The 17,760-nt window shown below is 70.7% G+C and carries 10 protein-coding genes and 1 pseudogene; 4 read left to right on the top strand and 7 right to left on the bottom strand.

Translation table 11 applies throughout. The features are described from left to right. Nucleotides 1-419: 419 nt before the first annotated feature. A complete protein-coding gene (locus tag WME75_RS27900; RefSeq protein ID WP_437477182.1) occupies nucleotides 420-671 on the bottom strand; it encodes a DUF433 domain-containing protein in 252 nt (83 codons plus the stop codon). Nucleotides 672-1,299: 628 nt separating this feature from the next. Continuing rightward, a complete protein-coding gene (locus WME75_RS27895) occupies nucleotides 1,300-3,153 on the bottom strand; it encodes a DUF4209 domain-containing protein (protein WP_437477179.1) in 1,854 nt (617 codons plus the stop codon). Between the two features lie 436 nt (nucleotides 3,154-3,589). Between WME75_RS27895 and WME75_RS27890 the strand changes: the two genes are divergently transcribed. Then, complete coding sequence (locus WME75_RS27890; RefSeq protein ID WP_437477177.1) at nucleotides 3,590-3,892, top strand: hypothetical protein; 303 nt, start codon at nucleotides 3,590-3,592, stop codon at nucleotides 3,890-3,892. 50 nt (nucleotides 3,893-3,942) lie between these two features. Continuing rightward, nucleotides 3,943-7,365 (top strand): protein kinase domain-containing protein, encoded by a 3,423-nt coding sequence (locus WME75_RS27885; RefSeq protein ID WP_437477174.1) that lies wholly within the window; start codon nucleotides 3,943-3,945, stop codon nucleotides 7,363-7,365. Nucleotides 7,366-7,377: 12 nt separating this feature from the next. Here WME75_RS27885 and WME75_RS27880 read toward each other — a convergent pair whose 3' ends face one another. Beyond that, nucleotides 7,378-8,367 carry a helix-turn-helix transcriptional regulator gene (locus tag WME75_RS27880; RefSeq protein WP_437477171.1) on the bottom strand — a complete coding sequence of 330 codons (990 nt, stop codon included), beginning with the start codon at nucleotides 8,365-8,367 and terminating at the stop codon, nucleotides 7,378-7,380. 123 nt (nucleotides 8,368-8,490) lie between these two features. Between WME75_RS27880 and WME75_RS27875 the strand changes: the two genes are divergently transcribed. Further along, nucleotides 8,491-8,946 (top strand): GFA family protein, encoded by a 456-nt coding sequence (locus WME75_RS27875; protein WP_437477169.1) that lies wholly within the window; start codon nucleotides 8,491-8,493, stop codon nucleotides 8,944-8,946. 119 nt (nucleotides 8,947-9,065) lie between these two features. Here the strand turns inward: WME75_RS27875 and WME75_RS27870 are convergent, their stop codons facing one another. From WME75_RS27870 to WME75_RS27855, 4 genes and pseudogenes are all read right to left on the bottom strand, one after another. After that, complete coding sequence (locus tag WME75_RS27870) at nucleotides 9,066-10,367, bottom strand: SGNH/GDSL hydrolase family protein (RefSeq protein ID WP_437494939.1); 1,302 nt, start codon at nucleotides 10,365-10,367, stop codon at nucleotides 9,066-9,068. A gap of 144 nt (nucleotides 10,368-10,511) precedes the next feature. Beyond that, nucleotides 10,512-10,706, bottom strand: a pseudogene (locus WME75_RS27865) (pentapeptide repeat-containing protein); the annotation flags it as partial. A 453-nt stretch (nucleotides 10,707-11,159) separates the two neighbouring features. Further along, nucleotides 11,160-13,031, bottom strand: coding sequence for a protein kinase (locus tag WME75_RS27860; protein ID WP_437477166.1), 1,872 nt, complete (start codon nucleotides 13,029-13,031; stop codon nucleotides 11,160-11,162). 45 nt (nucleotides 13,032-13,076) lie between these two features. Next, nucleotides 13,077-14,663: a serine/threonine-protein kinase gene (locus WME75_RS27855; RefSeq protein ID WP_437477163.1), complete on the bottom strand. Its 1,587-nt coding sequence runs from the start codon at nucleotides 14,661-14,663 to the stop codon at nucleotides 13,077-13,079. Between the two features lie 664 nt (nucleotides 14,664-15,327). Between WME75_RS27855 and WME75_RS27850 the strand changes: the two genes are divergently transcribed. Beyond that, the gene (locus WME75_RS27850; RefSeq protein WP_437477160.1) at nucleotides 15,328-17,715 is read left to right on the top strand and encodes a hypothetical protein; all 2,388 of its coding nucleotides are present in this window, start codon (nucleotides 15,328-15,330) and stop codon (nucleotides 17,713-17,715) included. Nucleotides 17,716-17,760 lie beyond the last annotated feature (45 nt).

Here is a 17,760-nt window from a genome sequence, read left to right as displayed (position 1 = left end):
ACGTTCCGCTGTGCCTGTACACGGGGTCCTCGGCTCCCGCCTGCCGCGAGGCATGCCTGCCGCAGGCACGCGAGGCACGTCTGGTGTGAGGCATGCGAGCTCCAGCACGAGGTACGGCGCGCCGGACAGTGCGCGGAGCTTTACGACGGGCTCAGCGAGGTGGCGTCCGGGAGGGCGGCAAATTCGGCCATGCCGAGCGGCAATCGGGCGGGGACACCGGCGCGCGATCGAGATGATTGAGGCCGACCAAGGAGTGCGTTTTGCTGCGCAGGTCAGCGGCTACTTGATAGGTTTGTATGCGTTCGGCGACCCGCACCCTGTCCTGGAGCGCACGCCGGTTCGGGCCCAGGGTCGGCCCCACCGGTCAGGTGCCCGTTGTGGAGTTCCGACTCTGCGAGGCGACTTCCGAGCCTGTCCAGCTAGCTCTGTCGATGCCCATCCGGTGGCACCGGAAGATCGACGAACCGGGCCATCTCGGCGCCGTAGGCGATGCAGGCGAGGACGTCGGGTTCCTCGATGCCATACTCGATTATCACATCCTGGGCGGACATGCCACTGGCGAAGAAGTCGAGTACGAGCGATACCCAGATCCGGTGTCCGCGGATGCAGGCCCGTCCGAAGCAGACGTTGGGGTCGATGGAGATTCGGTCCAGCAACTCGTTGCGGCTCATACCTGCACCACAGGGTCTGGGGACCCGAACTTTATCAGGTCACACGCAGGGCACACAAAAACAGAAGAGTCGGCCATGTAGACGACGCCCGCGCCGCGCCGCCCCGGCCGATCTCGCTCAGAAGAGGGTAGCGTCCACCGAGGACGATCAGGCGATCTGGGGAGCGCATCGGGCGGCCGCGGTAGGGACGATCTCGCGAGGGGCCGCGGCGTCGACAGCCTACCACACGCCGCCCACGCCCCGCCCTCGGCCGCTGCCGATCCCGGGTGGTGAGCGGGCACTCCCTGGCGGTCGATGGAGGACAGCTGTCGCTGTGAGCCGGAGGCGGATCGCGCCGCGCTCCCGCGCGCCGCTCACGGTTCTCGCCGTGTCTTCTGAGTGGAGGCGGCGGGAATCGAACCCGGAGCTGAATCTGCGGGGTGCATGCGCGAGAGATACGGCAGACACCGAGTCGGAGAGGCCTCGGAGCGGTGTCAACGGCCCTCGAGAGCTCCACTCTTCTCGTCCCCTCTCGATCCTTCTCGTAGAACCCCGTGCCCTGACGTCGGGGCACACGGAGGTCAGACGGAGACAAATCTAGCTCGAGACGCGCAAGCGAAGGGCCAAACATAATTCCGTTCATAATATATCAAGAGCCAGGGGCCGGGCTCCCATCCTGCTCTCCACCCGCTAGCGCACCCGCCTCGTTCGAATCGGTCTGGGAGCCGTCATCAATATCATCTGTGGCTAACGACGAGGGAGGAGCTAAAGGCAGGAACACGTACTGTACAACTTTCCACCAAAAATAGATAATATGCGTAGCTTTGGCCCCATCAGGCAACAATCCGTGGGCAAGCTCATTGCGGAGGTTGGTTCCGGCCTTGTCCACCAGCAATGATTTGATTTCGAACAACTCGCTTTCCCCTAAAAAATCCTTTGCCTCCTCCGTGTCGAGAAGTGCACCGAGGTGGAATTCGTTTTGTCCTCCTGACGGAGGTAGCGTGCTCACGACAGCGCCGCGCAGCTCAAGTTGGTGACGCAACGAATTCTCGAATTGAGGCATGAGAATGTGTGCTGCCACAATAAATTCCTTCTGAAAGCCCAGCGCGATGCCGCGAGCGAAAGATGTCGCCCTGTCTGGAGGAACAAATGGGCTGCGCGATACCGGCCCCAGAAGAAGTCCGCTTGTTAGGCCGTGTTCGAGTTGAATGGCTTCGATCGCGGGAATGATTCCACCAATGGCAATGGTCTGCTGAAGCATCGACAGGTCCAGCCTAATGGCAGCATCGAGTGCCGCATCGGGATCGTCTAACCCGGCGGGTCGTTCATGGACAGCGCGCCCAGTGTAACTTATGTGTGTAGCCGGAAACAGAGAATAAAATTTGAACTCTTCCACGCGCTTCTTCGCTGATTCGCGCAGTTCGTCCAATGGCATATTAGGCGGTCTAAAAAGAGAAAGTTCCACAATCGCGTTTAACCATGGCTTCCCACTGACGCGAGCACGGGCACCCATGGCAATAGACGACATGTCGGTCTTCTGAGAATGTGCGTTTTCTGAAAGCTGCTGAACGGATAGTCGTTGTAGTCTTTGTAGTTCAACGCGCGCGCGGTACGACTCCTTCTTTGCGCCACTCACGGCCCGCCATGCTTCCACAGCATCCCTTTGGAAGGCAGAGGCTACCAATAGTTCCCCACGAGATTCCTGATCGGCTGCATGCGATTCGAGTGTTGAAGCGATCTCGATGCGCGTTTGTTGGGCAGCGGCTTGATCGTTCTGGCGGTGTCGTGCTTGCAACACGATATCGAGTAGATCTCGGGCGCGATGGAAGTCGCTCCTGGAAAGGGCGTGCTCTGCAGCTCTTTGAATAGCGTCGCCTACTGCCTTGGGGCAAGAGTATCGATGCTCGATGAGCAGCTGTGCCGTCCGGGCGGAAAAATATAGTGGATCGTTGTCGATCGATGTCATTATTTCGAATGCCGTGTCGAGTGCGCGGCGATGGATCGGTCCGCCTCTCCCGAGGTGAGAAGCCATGGCTGCTGCTCGACTAAGAAACTCGAATGATTCGAGCCAATGCTCAAGATCGAGGGTGATGCGTGCCAATGCAAGATAGTCTGAAACGGCCGTCTCTACAGCTTTGTGCGAGCATTTGCGTCCCTGCCACCATGCGAGATCGGTGGCGCGCGCTCGAAATATATTCGGCTCAGGATCCTCAAGGAACGATAGGAGCGCGAGCAGGTCACTAATAATGATGGAATTAAACGCAGACGTACCGTAGTACGGAGCGTCAGCGGTCTCTCGAAGATCCGTGCGTAACTTAAGCAGTGAATCAAGCAGCCCAAGCGGACGTGCTGCAAGAGTCATTGTTGGATCGGATAACCACCTTGCTGTCGTTGCGCGGGCGCGTGCTAGATCGACGCGGGAGCGCACCGCAAGTTCAGGCCAGCGAATCTGGCGAAAGTCCTCAGGGGTGAGCGGAGTAGATGTGGGGGTGCTCTGTGTCATGTGCGAGCTCCGGGGCGCATTTGCGTGCTGTGTTTGGGGTCACTATGGTTGAATTGTGTGGTTTATGACTAGTTGTTTGGCTGCGGAGCTCGAGCACTAATTGGCTGTTATGCTTTTGTTGCCGAACATCGAAGCGATGTCATTTGGGGGGGCCGTGGATTGTCAACAGAATTGCGCCGCGCGAGGTCGGCCAACCGACGGAGTTCTTGCGGACTGCTCTTCCCCCCGGACGCAACTCTACCGGATCAGCTGGCACGCCTGCAACGCCGCGCCGGTCAGCCCGGCGAGCGCTCGCGCGCCCCTCGACGAGCTCCACTCGATGACGATTGGCGTCCCCTCGGGCAGGGGGCGCAGCCCGACGCGGACCGGCCTCCCGTCGCGCCGGGAGGGGTGTCGACGCGCAAGCTGGTCAATGCGCTCTCGCTCGGGCTGGCTGATGACCATCGCGCCGGTGAGCCTGAACACCCCCCTCATCGAGCAGACGCTCGAAGAGCATCCGCGGCTTCGGGCCGCGCGGCGGGTCGACCTGCTGACGGCGCGCGGTGATGACGGCTCCGTCGTGCAATTGCGGCGGTACGCCTGCCGCGGCAGCTGGCCTCCGTCGATGCCCGATCCTTGTGCGGCCGCCCACCACCAGCGCGATCTCGCCGTTCAATGCCACGGACATCCGCTTCCTCCCGCCGATACATCACCCGGGATCGGCAGCGGCCGAGGGCGGGCCGCGGGCGCCGTGTGGTAGGCTGCCGGCGCCGCGGGCCCTCGCGAGATCGTCCCTACCGCGGCCGCCCGATGCGCTCCCCAGATCGCCTGATCGTCCTCGGTGGCCGCTACCGTCTCCTGAGCGAGATCGGCCGGGGCGGCGCGGGCGTGGTCTACATGGCCGACGACCTCGACGGCGGCGGCCGGGTCGCGGTGAAGGTCCTGCTCCGGACGCACGCGGCCGGAGACGCGGCGGCTTCCCGCTTCCAGCGCGAGATCCGGGCGATGAGGCTCCTCGACGCGCCCGGGTTCGTGCGCATGGTCGACGCCGGGGTCGCCCCCGAGCTCGACGGCGCGCCCTTCCTGGTGATGGAGCTGCTCCGGGGCCACGACCTCGAGCACCTCGTCACCACCCAGGGCAAGCGCTCGCCCGCCGAGGTGCAGCGCTGGCTCGGCGAGGTCGCCGACGCCCTCGAGGTCGCCCACGCGCAGGGCCTCTTCCACCGTGACCTCAAGCCCGCGAACCTCTTCCTTGCGATCGGCGACGACGGCCGGGAGCGCGTGAAGATCCTCGATCTCGGGCTGGTCAAGGAGATCGAACCCGGCGCGCTCGGCGCGTCGGGCAGCGTCACGGCGACGGGGATGGCCATCGGCACGCCCATCTACATGGCCCCCGAGCAGGCGCGCGGGCGCTCGGACCAGCTCGGCCCCGCGGCGGACGTGTGGGCGATCGGGCTCATCGCCGTGCGGCTCCTGACCGGCGACATCTACTGGACGGCGAACAGCATGGCCGAGCTGATGGTGGCGCTGCTCGTCATGCGGCTCTACCCGCCGTCGACGCGCTGGCGGTGGCTCCCGCCCGCGTTCGACGCGTGGTTCTTGCGGTCGTGCGACCGCGACCCCGCCGGGCGCTTCCCGTCGGTCCGCGAGCAGAGCCTCGAGCTGCGCGCCGCGCTCGAGGCGGTCAGCGCGCCCGCCGAGCCGCCCGGCGCGGGGGGGCCGTGGTCGGCTGGAGACCCCGCGGCGACCGAGATGCTCCGCACCTACACGATGGAGCTCGCGGGGACGGTCGAGGCCCCCTCCCAGCCTTTCCCCGGCGGCACACCCCACGATCCCGGACCTCCACCGGCGTGGCTGGGCCCGCCGCTGGGCGCCTCGCCGCCGCTGGGCGCTTCGCCGCCGCTGGGCGCCTCGCCGCCGCTGGGCGCCTCGCCGCCGCTGGGCGCCTCGCCGCCGCTGGGCGCCTCGCCGCCGCTGGGCGCCTCGCCGCCGCTGGGCGCCTCGCCGGAGGCCGAGCGGCCTCGCCACAACCTGCCGGTCCAGCGCACGCCGTTCGTGGGCCGCGCCCGCGAGCGCGCCGAGATCGCCTCGCTCCTGCTCGATCCGAGGGCCGGCCTGCTCACGCTCACCGGCGTCGGCGGCACCGGCAAGACCCGGCTCGCGCTCCAGGTCGCGGAGGACCTCGTCCCCGTGTTCTCCGGCGGCGTCTGCTTCGTCCCCCTCGCGTCGCTGCGCGAGCCGGCGCTCGTGCCCTCGGCGATCGCGCAGGCGCTCAACCTCGGCGACGGCGGCGCGCGGCCGGAGCTGGAGCGCGTGGTGCATTTCCTCCGCGACCGCCGGCTCCTGCTCCTGCTCGACAACCTCGAGCACCTGACGGCCGCGGCGCCGGCGATCGCGCACCTCGCCGCGAGCTGCTCGCGCCTGTCGCTCCTCGTGACGAGCCGCGCCGCGCTGAACCTCTCGGGCGAGCGGCGCTACGTCGTGCCGCCGCTGGAGCTGCCGGAGCCGCGCGGGGTCACGGTCTCTGGCGCGCTGGCCAGCTCGGCGGTGAGCCTGTTCTGCCGCCGGGCCGCCGCGATCAAGCCCGGCTTCCAGCTCGGCCCCGAGAACGTCGCCGACGTCGTGGAGATCTGCGCGCGCCTCGACGGCCTGCCGCTCGCGATCGAGCTCGCCGCCTCGCGCCTCCGGGTCCTCACCCCCGCGGCGCTGCTCGCGCGCTTCCGCGACCGCGGCGCCGCCGGGCGCCCCTCCGCGGCCGCGGGCTCGTTCCGCCTGCTCACGGGCGGCGCGCGCGACCTGCCCGAGCGCCAGCAGACCATGCGCGCCGCCATCGACTGGAGCTACGGCCTGCTGGAGCCGGAGGAGCAGCTCGCCTTCCGCACGCTCGCCGTCTTCGCGGGCGGCTTCTCGCTGGCGATGGCGGACCTGATGTGCGCCTTCCGCGACCCGGCGCTCGACACGCTCGGGATCCTCGAGTCGCTGATCGACAAGAGCCTGCTGCTCCAGGCCGCGGGCGAGGAGCCCCGGTTCCAGATGCTCGCGATCCTCCGCGAGTACGGCCTCGATCGGCTCGCGGAGGAGGGCGCCGCCGCGGCGTGCAACCGGCGCTTCGTGGAGCTCTCGCTGGAGCTCGCCGAGCGCGCGGCCGAGGCGCTCCGCGGGCCCGAGCAGGCCGCGTGGCTCGCGGCGCTCGACCTCGAGCACGACAACCTCCGCCTCGCCCTGGAGCTCGCGATCGAGGGCGGCGACGCGGGCGCTGCGGTCCGGCTCGCCGCCGCGATGGCGCGGTTCTGGTACATCCACGGGCACTACCAGGAGGGCCGCGCGTGGCTCCGCCGGGCGCTCGGGGCCGCCGCGGGCGTCGCGCCGGAGCACGTGGCCTCGGCGCTCCGGGGCGCGGGGACGCTCGCGCTCCTCCAGTGCGACTACCGCGAGGCGCGCGCGCTGCTCGAGCGGGGCGCGGCGCTCTACCGCGAGCTCGGGGACGAGCGCGGGCTCGCCTCGGTGATCCAGATCCTCGGGAGCGTGGCCCGCGAGCAGGGCGACTACGAGCGCGCGCTCTCGCTGCACGGCGAGAGCCTCGCGCTGGCCACGCGCCGCGGTGACACGCTCGAGGCGGCGCGCGCGCTCGGCTACTCGGGCTTCGCGGCGTGGCTCTCGGGCGACACCGCGCGCGCGGAGGGCGCCTGCCGCCTCGCGCTGCCGCAGCTCCGCAGCGCGGGCGATCGCGAGGCGACCGCGACGGCGCTGCTCTACCTCGGCTGCGCGGCGTTCTACCGCGAGGATCTCGACGAGGCGGTCCGCCTCTGCGAGGAGAGCGAGGGCCTGTCGCAGCAGGTGAAGTTCAAGGAGGGGATCGCCTGGACGAGCAACCTCCTGGGGCTCGTCGCGATCGAGCGCGGCGATCTCGCCCTCGCGGGCCGGCGCCTGCGGGCGAGCCTGCGGCTGCACCGGGAGCTCGGCGATCTCTGGCGGTCGGCGAGCGTCCTGGAGGCGCTCGCGCGCGCGGCGGTGTGGGCGGGGAAGCCGGAGCGCGGCGCCCGCCTCCTCGGCGGCGCGGCGGCGCTCCGCGAGGCCATCGGCACGCCGGTGCCGCCCATCGAGCGGCCGGCGCTCGTCGCGTGCGCCGGGGCCGCGCGCGCGGCGCTCGGGGATGCCGCGTACGAGGCGCGCTTCGCCGAGGGGCGGGGGGCAGGGCTCGACGCGGCGATGGCGGCGGCGCTCTCGGATTGAATGGGATCGCCTTCACCGGGCGCCCGGGTCCGGCGCCGCCGCTCCGGCCCGCCCCGCCGCCCGACCGAGGCGGTCGGCCAGGCGGCGCAGGACCTCGATGAGCTCCCGCGGCTCGTGCACCTCGAAGTCGAACCCCATGAACCCGAGGTGGAACGCGAGCGCCTCGAGGCTCCCGCCGCCGGTGTGGACCACGCAGCGGTCCGGCCCCAGCGCCTCGATGCGCCCTGCCACGCCGGACAGCTGCGCCGAGACGGCGTCCGCGGCGGCGTGCACCGTCACGCGCGCGCGGAACGGGTACGCGTCCGTCGAGACCGACTGCGACACGTAGGCGGCCACGTCGTCGGCGGGCAGCGGGCGCGGCTTGAAGCGACCGCCGGTCCTCGGCCTGCCCTGGATGCGATCGACGCGGAACGTCCGCCACGCTCCCCGATCGAGGTCGTACGCCAGCAGGTACCAGCGGCGGCTCGTGTGGACGAGCCGGTAGGGCTCGACGACGCGCGCGCTCGCCGTGCCGTCGTGGCTGCTGTACTCGAAGCGCAGGACCTCGGAATCGCGGCAGGCGTTCGCCATCACGGCCAGCGCGTCCGCGTCGAAGCCGGGCCCGCGCTCGCCCAGCCGTACGCTCACGGCGTCCAGCGCGCTCACCTTGCGCCGGAGCCGCTTGGGGAGCACCTGCTCGAGCTTCGCGAGCGCGCGGACCGACGCCTCCTCGAGCCCCTTCACGGGGCCGGTCGTGGCGGCGCGCAGCCCCACGGCGACGGCGACCGCCTCGTCGTCCTCGAGCGGCAGCGGCGGCAGCTCCTTGCCGGCGCCGAGCTGGTAGCCGCCGCCGATCCCGGGGGCCGCGTGCACCGGGTACCCGAGGCTCCGGAGCCGGTCCACGTCGCGCCGGACGCTGCGCTCGGTGATCTCGAGCTCGCGGGCGAGCTCCCCGCCCGTCCAGAAGCGCCGGGACTGGAGCAGCGACAGCAGCTTCAGCAGCCGCGCGGAGGTCTGGATCACGTGCCGCTCCTCCTCGGTGAACCTTGCGGACCGAATCTGTCCGCAATTGAGTGTAGCCTCCTCTCAACCCGCGGGCGAGGCGCCTGAAGGCGTCCCGCCCCCTCATCCCTGGAGTTACCGCCCATGAGCAACGCCGCTTCCGCGCAAACCACGACGACCCCCGGCCCCCGGACCCACCGGGGAAGCTGCGCCTGCCGCGCCGTTCGCTTCGAGGCCGACTTCGACCCGAGCGCCGGGACGACGCAGTGCAACTGCACCATCTGCGCGAAGACCAGGTGGTGGGGCGTCATCGTGAAGCCGAGCGCCTTCCGTCTCGTCGCCGGCGAGGACGTCCTCGGCGACCACTCGCGGTCCGAGGCCGGCCACGCCCGCTTCTGCAAGACCTGCGGGATCCGCGTCTTCGGCCACGGCAACCTCCCTGAGCTCGGCGGGGAGTACTGCTCCATCAACCTGAACTGCCTCGACGACGCGGATCTCTCCGGGGTGCCGGTGATGTACCTCGACGGTCTCCACAACACGTGGGAGCAGCTCGCCGTCGCGCCGTACGTGGACCCGGTCACGGCCGCGAAGAGGGCTTGAGCCGAAGGCCGGTGGGCCGCGTCCTTTGAGTCGAAGGCCGGTGGGCCGCCTCCTCCCGTGGGCGGCGACTCACCGGCCTTCTACGCCGCGGCGCGCCTGCGGCGCCGGGGCTGAAGAGGTTACGGCGAGTTCGCCTTCACGACGTCGGCGATGATCGCGTCCAGGTTCACCGCGTTCGCCATCGCCTGGTACCCGGCGTCGTTCGGGTGCAGCTTGTCCGCGTCGTAGGCCGGGAGGAGGCGGCTCGGATCCGACGGGTCTCGCAGCGCCTTGTCGAAGTCGACCACGCCGTCGAAGGCGCCGCTGGTGCGGATCCAGGCGTTCAGCTTCTGGCGCTCCTGTTCGCCCTTGGCAGTCCCATAGTCGCCCTTGTAGGTCCCGGTCGAGCCAGCGAATGGCACCAGGGTGCCGCCGTAGATCTTGAGCCCCGCGGCGCGGGCAGCCTGGATGATCTGCTGGTAGACCGGGATCAGATCCGCGGCCTTGGCGGAGCGGTCGCCGATATCGTTGATGCCCGCCAGCAGGATGACCGCACGCGCGCCGGGCTGGGTCAGCACGTCGCGCGCGAGGCGGGCTGGAACAGGATACCCGAACTGGAGCTGGGGACGGACGGTGAGCAGCTCGTTCCCGATGATCCCGGCGTTGACCACGGAGAGGGTCTGCCCCTTCCGGCTGGCCAGGCGCTGCGCGAGGAAATCGGGGTAGCGCTGGTTGTTGTTCTTGGTCGAGAGATATCCATCCGTGATCGAGTCGCCGAGCGCGATCAGGGTGCCGACGACGTTCGGCGCGGCCTTGACATCGACGCCCGACAGGAACATCCAGCACGAGACCTTCCGCGTGAACTGCTTGTCGGCGCCGGCCGCGGTTTGATTGCCGGCGGCGAGGAAGCTGTCCTGCGACGCGAAATAGTGCTGCGTGGCCGGCCCGGTCTTGGCCGGAAGGTAGATGTTCACCGCCAGAGTCTGCAGGGGCTGCACATTCAGGGCCACAGGGTCGCTCACCGCTTCGCCTCCCGCGGCGATGACGATCGAGGCTTGACCGGCGAAGCGCAGCGGCTTCGACGTCCCGGCGACCGTGGCTGCGCCACCCGTCGAGGCGGCGACCGACGCTGCGCCTACCTTGAGCGGCTCGCTGCCGCCGGCGTTGGAGATCCGCACGCGCACCGAGCTCCCGCCGGCGCTCAGCCGGACGATGTTCCGGACCGTCTGGCCGGCGAGGCCGACATCCGAGGGACAATCCTGCGAGTTGAACGTGCCGCCCGGGGTCGGGCTGCTGTGCCATGAGGAGACCCATCGTCCGTCAGGCGCCGGGTCTGCGGCCAGCGCGGGGCGCCCCGATGCGCACGTGATCAGCGCGATCACCGCGGCGATGAAGGATGCCCGCGGCGGGCGGCCGAGCCTCGGCCTGGGCAGCTCGAGCAAGGAGCACGAGGTGTTACGCCGCGCTGGGGTGACTCCGTGAGATCTCTGTCTATCTGCCATCGATTTTCTCCAGTTGTTCGCGTGAAATGTGGAAAACCCCCCTGGTTCCTGGGCGCTGCACGCCGCTTCTGCGAGCGACGCGCCCTCCAGCCTCGTCTCGACCAGCCGCGCGTCCGACAGCATCGCCCCGGAGGGGTTCGCCTCGCGCAGATCCTGCCCCGACAGGTCCTTTCCCCGGAGGTCGTGCCCGGCGAGAGCGACCCCCCCCGGCTCCGAACGACGCTCAGCTCGACGCCGACGATCTCGCCCCGGAGCCGCGCCTGCATCTTGAGGCCGCACATCGCGAGGCACGCCGGGTCGAGGTGGCCCACGATGTGCGTCGCCCGGACCGCCGCGGCGGCCTCCCCCAGCTGCCCGGACCACGCCGCCGCGACGCGGAGGGGCGCGCTGCCGCGCGAGGGATCGCGCGGGATCTCACGGCGATGGTAGCGGAACCCGCTCGGGTCCCAGGCCTCCTGCCACCCGCGCTCTCCGCCCTCGCCCAGCGCGAGGACCGCATCGAGCTCGAGCTGCAGCGCGGTGATGACGAGCACGTCGATGCCGCCCGCTGGCCGCCTCCCTGTCATCCGGGGGTCCACTCTACGCGAGCGCCCTCACGCCCTCTACCCCGAACGCGGCCCCCGCGGAGCCGCCCGTCAGCGCGTCGCCCTCCCTCGTCGGCGGGCGGGCCTCGGTCGTCGTCCACCCCAGGCCCGGGCCGCGCGGCCGGCGGGGCAGCGTGAGGCGCGGAGCTTACCCCTGGTATCGCGCCAGCGCGACGAGGGTGATGACCAGGAAGAGCGTCACGCCAAAGGCAACCGCCGCCCCGACGAGCAGCATTCGTTGAAGCCTCGCCACGCGCGGCGCCGAGAGGATCTCCTGCTGGATCCCGTAATAGATCTTCCGGGTCTCGCGCAGGAGCTGCCGCGCGGCCGACGCGTCCCGGGCGATACGGCTCGGCTTCAGGCTCTCCGGCCGGCCTCGCACCATGGCCCGGAGAATCAGCACCATCAGCTCGTCCTGCCAGAACTTCTCGGGGATGGCATTGCGGCGCTTCAGGTAATGATCGTTCTTCGCCAGCGCGCTCGGCGTGAGGGGCAAAGGCACGTCCTCCAGGGAGCCCACGAACTTGCCGAGCGCCTCCACGTCCTGCTGCTGCTCCGTGAGGATGAAGTAGAAGAGCGCGCCGACCGCGTAGAGATCGTGCGCCTCGCCGAGGCGGCGCACCAGCTCGAACTGCTGGTTGTGGGTGTTCTGCGACGGTTCACCCTGGAAGGCGGCGACGAGCTCGCCGCTCGTCGCGTCCCTCTCGATCCGGACGATCTCCAGGTCATGGTTGTGCTCCTGGTCTCGCTGGTCGGCCAGGATGTCGGTCTCCATCAGGTCCGCCGCGATGGCCCTGGGGACCCGGAAGCGATCTCCCTCGATCGTGATCGGCGGCCCGACGCGGATCCGGCTCCGGCAGGCCTCTGGCGAGAGAAACGGGTGCTTGACGCTTCCGCCGCTCACCTCGTCCTCGTACCAGCTCCTCGTCAGCTCGTTCTTGTCGGACAGGCCGAAGTCGATGACCCGGATGTGGAAGCGAGGGGAGCTGATCATGTCGTCGAGCGCATCCCGGAAGTCGCTCTCCGCCTCGCGCTGCCGGTCGGCGGCCTCGGCGCTCGCGAGGCTCACCATCAGGTTGTCGGGGGCGAGGTCCTTGTGCACGATGCTCTTTTCGCTGTGCAGCCACGCGACCGACTCGGCGAGCTCCACCATGAGCCGGACCTTCTCGAGCAAGATCGCCTTGTGGAGGAGCACGTGAGTCCGGTCCTGCCGCCACACGTCCTCGATCCAGGTGCGCGCCCGCCGGTACCATGGGTCGCCGCGCTGGGCCCTCGGGTCGAGCTCGATCCACGGCTGAGCGTGGCGCGCGCACAGGGCCTGGAGCTCGCCGCGGCGGCGCCCGACGAAGTCGACAAGGTTGACCTCGAGGAGCTCCATCACGATGGCCTCGCGATGGACGAAGTTCAGGATCCTCCCGGAGCTGGCCGTGGGGCCGTGCTGGCAGCAGCGCTTCGCGGGGGGGAGGAGGAGCTCGAAGAACTGCTGATTGATGTAGCGGCCCGAGAGCTCGTAGCCGCAGGCGTGGCAGTGCAGCGAAGGGTGCTTCTCCGCGGGCTTGTCCTTGCGCCCCAGCAGCACGTCGCACCCCTTCGGACAGGCGGGGTGGTAGACGTTGCCGCAGCCGCACATCACCATCGGATCGAGCTGGATGATGTCGAGCGTGCTGACCACGTTCACGCCGGATTCGGTGGTCATCTCCTTGAGCAGCTCGATCTCCTGCTTGAAGAGCCGCTCGTCGGCGCTGTTCGCGAAGTCGTGGAGCACCTTGATCGCCACGAACCGCACGTTCTGACCGGCGCTCAGCTGCATGCCCCGGAAAACCTTGGCGAATTTCCCCTGTCCGAGCTCGATCGGCGAGCAGATGCCGGCGGCGTCGCGGCTCGCGAGGAACTGGTAGCTGACGTTCGCCTGGACGGCGTTCAGCGACGCGCCCGGCGCGCCTCGCGAGGGCGGACCTCCCTTTCCGGTGGGTAACGGTAGCGTCGACTCCGGCGTTTGCACCAGTGTCTGCATGCTCATGACCTCATGACTTCCGGGGTTTCACTGCGCTCGAGAGGGGAGGGCCTAGAAGATGCTCACGCACGCCAGGTGAATCGCCCTGTCCGTCGGGTCCAGGGTCGACAGGACCATGAGCCGCTTCACGGCCGCGTCGGCCACGATCTCGACGGGGAAGGCGGACAGGTACACGCGGATCTCCCGCGAGGCGTCGCTCGCCACCCCGCCATCGCAGTGGATCCGCTGCACCCGCGCGCGGCGGTGCCCCACATCGAAGCTCGTGCCCTGCGCGGTGTCGGGGATGGGGAGGCCTTCGCGGCGCGACGCGGGGTCGTCCGCGTCGTGGTAGATGCCCGGGCGCCGCCCTCCGGCGAGGAGCGCGCGCCGGTCCACCTCCACGAGCAGCGCGCTCGAGCGAGGCGACACGAGCAGCGGCGCCGGCAAGAGCGCCGGCGCGGCCATGAAGACGAGCGGCGTCGAGGAGCGGCAGCGCCCGTCGAGCGCGATCGACTGCAGCACGACCCTGCGCCCGTCCGGCAGCGTGCGCCCGTCACCGGTGCCCGCTCTCGGCGCGGCGATCTCGATCCAGCCGGCGGAGCGCGGTGCTTCGGCCCGGGCGACCGGCGCGCTGGGCGGGGCGGCCGGCGCGCTGGGCGGGGCGGCCGGCGGCTGGGCCTGTACGAACCACGGCACGCCACGGAGGGGCGCCGCGGGGCGACCGGCAAGGCTCGCCCCGATGGACTCGAGGTAGCGGGCCGACACCTCCGGATGGGCGAAGCGCCCGCCGGCTTCCTGGACCAGCACCTCGAGCTCGTCGGCCACCGCAGCGGCGCTCTCCGGCCGGTGCGCGGGGTCGCGCGCCAGCGTGCGCCGCACGAGCTCGTCGAGCCGCGGCGGCACATCGTCCCGCAGCGCGCGCAGCGAGGGCGCGGACGCCTCCATGACAGCCAGGATCGTGGCGATGTCGGTCTCGCGCCGGAAGAGAGGCGCGCCGCTCACGAGCTCGTGGAGCATCACGCCGATGGAGAACAGATCGGATTTCCGGGTCACCGGCGCCGCGGCCGCCTGTTCCGGCGACATGTACGCGAGCTTGCCCTTGATCTGGGAACAGGAGGTGGCGTCGACCAGCCGATCCTTGGCCCACACGATCCCGAAGTCGATGATCTTCACCGCCCCGTCCGGGCAGCACATGATGTTCTGCGGGGTGACGTCGCGGTGGACCAGGCCGCGCGGGCTGCCATGCTCGTCGCGCAGCTCGTGCGCCGCGTGCAGCCCCCGGCAGGCCTGGGCGAGCAGGGACGCCACGAGATCCGGCGGAAGCGCCCGGCCCCCGGCGCGGAGCTGAGCGCGAAGCGAGGCCAGCGTCACGCCCGGCAGGTACTCCATCACCATGTAGAGGGGCTGCTGCTCGTCGCCGAAATCGAGGATTCGAACCACGTTGTTGTGGTTGATGCTCGCGAGGACGCGCATCTCCTCGAGGAACATCATGGCGGCGCCCGGGATCGTCCTGGCCAGCTCCGGGAGCATCACCTTCAGCGCGACGTCGCGGCCAAACCCGCCTGGTCCCTTCTGCCGCCCCAGGTACACGGCGCCCATGCCCCCGGAGCTGAGCTCTCCAACCACATCATAGCGGCCGAACCTGGGGCGGATGTTCATACGGCGTCCGTGCGTTCAGCTGACTGCCCTCTGTCGTGGCCGGAAGCGCAACCGTGGTGGCGGCCGTGGCCGGCCAGCTCTCATGATACGCATTCGTTGTCGGCGTTTGCCGGTATTCGCGGCCGCGGCGCCGCGCGCGCCAGCGAGCCATGTAGCATGATTGACTATGTTGAACCAGCGGTGTGGGGCGCTCCCGTGAGCGCCTGACGCTGTGTGCGTGAAAGAGCACCCTCGCTGGTCGGGGAAACGCTGATGCGATGAACGCAGAGGGCGCAGGCGCGGTTGACGGGGACGGCCCCGGTGGAGGGGTCGCGCGTCGCGATCCGGTGCGTCCGTGCTTCCGTGATTCCGTCAGCGCTGGGTGCACGTGCAGGGACGGATGACCCGGCGCCGAGCCCTTCTCCGGGCCGGCGCGCGCCGGCGGCGGCCTCACGCCCAGGCCGGCGCCGTGCGGCGGGCGCGCTGCCCGCGGCCGGCGACGGGGGGTGAAGCGGGGGAGGGCTCGAGGCGGGCGGACGGCGATCGAGGAATGCGCAGCGGCTCATTTGCGTTGAATTTGCCGAGGCTCGGTGCGGTAATCGCCCGAGGAGCCCGCCGTGCGCTCGGGCGGCGCGCGGCGTGGGCGGCGTGGATCGGACGCCGGGATCACCATGGACAGGCACGCGTGACGGGCGCACGAGACAGCGGAGGAGACTTCCCGGCGGGCGAGAGCATCCCGCCTGCGCCCGCCGAGGCGAGCGGCTCCGAGGGCGCGCCCGGGGCGGAGCTGCGCTCGGTCGCTGCGGGCGGCGCCACGCTCTGGCTCACGCAATCGCCCGGGTTCTCGCTGTGGCGCGGCGAGGTGGCCGCCCCGGATCGGCTGCGGATCGAGGGGCGCGACGGGTACCTCCACGAGCTCCGGCTCGAGCCGGTCGGCGTGCTGCGGCTCGGCCGCGCCGAGCGCGTCGGCGACGAGCGCAACGATCTCGTCTACGCCGACGTCGCGTCGCGGCTCGCGGCCACGCTGCGCCACGACGGCGTGCGCTGGTGGCTGCGCCGCCGCGAGGAGTGCAGCGTTCCCGTGCAGGTCGGCGCGCGGCACCTCGCGCGCGGGCAGGAGTCGCCGCTCGTTCACGGCACGTTCGTCTGTGTCGGCGGCATGCGCGCGACGTTCTTCGACCGCCGCTACGCCGCGCTGTCGGTCCCCGCCGGGGCGGTCGACCCGGCGACGGGCCTGCTCGCGCGCGGCGGCCTGGAGCAGGAGTGCGCGTCGCTCCTCGCGCGGAAGGGCCAGGGCGCGCTCGTCCTGCTGCGGCCGATCGAGGCGGGCGCGCCCTCGCGCGCGGCGGCCGCGGCGGCCGCCCTGGTCGCGGTGCACCGGCTCTGGCCGGACCTGCCGGTCGGCGACGCGGACGGCACCGCGGTGGTGCTCGTGCGGGGCGGCGCGGCGGAGGCGGCCGCGGCGGCGGGTCGCGCCCTGGAGGCCGTCGAGGCGGAGGGGCTCGGGGCGTTCGCGTGCGGCTACTTCACGGTGGCCGGGGAGGCGGACGTCGCCGGCCGCGAGGTCGAGCTCGGCTTGCACGCCATCGCCTCGCTCGCGGCGGAGCGCGAGCGGTGCGCCCCGGGGGCGTCCACCCCCGTGACGGAGCTCCGCGACGCCGCGGCGAGCGCGCGCTTCGCCGCGCCGGGCGAGGTGATCGAGGCGTCGCGGAGCGGGCGCCGGGCGACGGTCCTGTTCGGCATCGAGGAGCAGAGCGCGCTCTTCGGCGTCGGGCCGCATGTCATCGGCGCGCTCGCGCAGGAGCTCGCGGCGGTCGTCGCGAGCCACGCGGGCGCCGGCGCGCTGATCGCGCCGCTCGCGCCCGGCGTGGTCGCCGCGTGCGTACCCCGCAAGGCGGATCCGGCGGTGATGGCGAGCGCGGTGCAGTGCGACTGGCACGGTCGGCCGCCCATCCTGGACGGCAGGGTCGAGCACGCGCGGACCCTGTCGTGGGAGCTCCTGCACGGCGCCGACGCGGGGGCGCGGGCGGCGGAGATCTCGCGCGAGTGCGACGATCCGCACGGGGTGCTCTCGGCCCTGAGCGGCGGCCTGCCTTATCCGATCGCCGGGAGGGTGCGGGCGGCGATCGGGGCGTCGAGCGCGATCGAGCGGGTGAAGATGCTGTTCGACGTGCTCGAGGGCACGTGGCGGTTCATCGCGACGGTGCTCGTCTCGGCGTTCTTCAGCGGAGGAAGCGCGCCGCCCGGGTCGGGGCGCGGCGGCGGGGGGAGCGCGAGCGCGAGCGGAGCGGGCGATGGGGCCGGATCGGGCGGCGGGCGCGGGTCGGTGGCCCCGGCGAGCGGCGGCAGGCCGAGCAGCCCGAGCGGCGCGGGCGGCGTTCCCCCGGGGTGGGGCGCGCTGCTCGACTTCTACGGCCGCACGCGCACGCGCGACGGCCTGGCGCTCGGCGCGTGGCGCGAGCTGGCGCGCACGGCCGCGCGGGCGTTCGGGGATCGCGACGATCCGATCGGCTCGATGGCGAGGGAGGTGCTCGACGTCAAGCTGTCGCACAACCAGACGTTCGAGACGCTCTCGAACCTGATGCAGGCCGAGCGCAACCAGTTCGCGCACGGTCACTACACCGAGGCGCGAGCGGCCGCGGATCTGCCCGATTTCGAGCAGATGACCCGCGCGCTGCTCCGGGCGCAGCGGCCGCTCTGCGCGTGGACCCTTGTGACGGTCGAGAAGACGGAGCCGGATCTCTACGGCGATCTCCAGACGGTGGAGTTCATCGATCACACAGGCCCGTTCGCGTCGGGGACGCGGCGGAGGATCGGGCTGAACTCGCCGGTTCGGCTGTCGAACGTTGTCTATCTGGCCCGCTTCCGCGAAGGGCTGATGCTGCCGCTCGATCCGATGGTGAAGCGGCTCGCGCCGGACGACAGGTTCGATCTCTACTGGATGGATCACCTGCCGCGGCCGGGGGCGTGCAATATGAGCGCGGTCGTGGCGGGAAAGGCGGTGAAGGCGCCGTGCGATGCGCGGAGGATGGCGCCGCTGCTGAGGGCGATGCTGGACGCGGCGGGCGGGTGAGGGGCTGACCTGGCTCCCGGCGTGACCTGAGCGCGTTGGGGGGCC

Origin of the sequence: Sorangium sp. So ce1014 (genome assembly GCF_051521505.1) — a bacterium.
Lineage (GTDB): Bacteria > Myxococcota_A > Polyangia > Polyangiales > Polyangiaceae > Sorangium.
The sequence above is the reverse complement of the archived record's forward strand: the minus strand, read 5'-3'. Positions and strand labels throughout refer to the sequence as shown.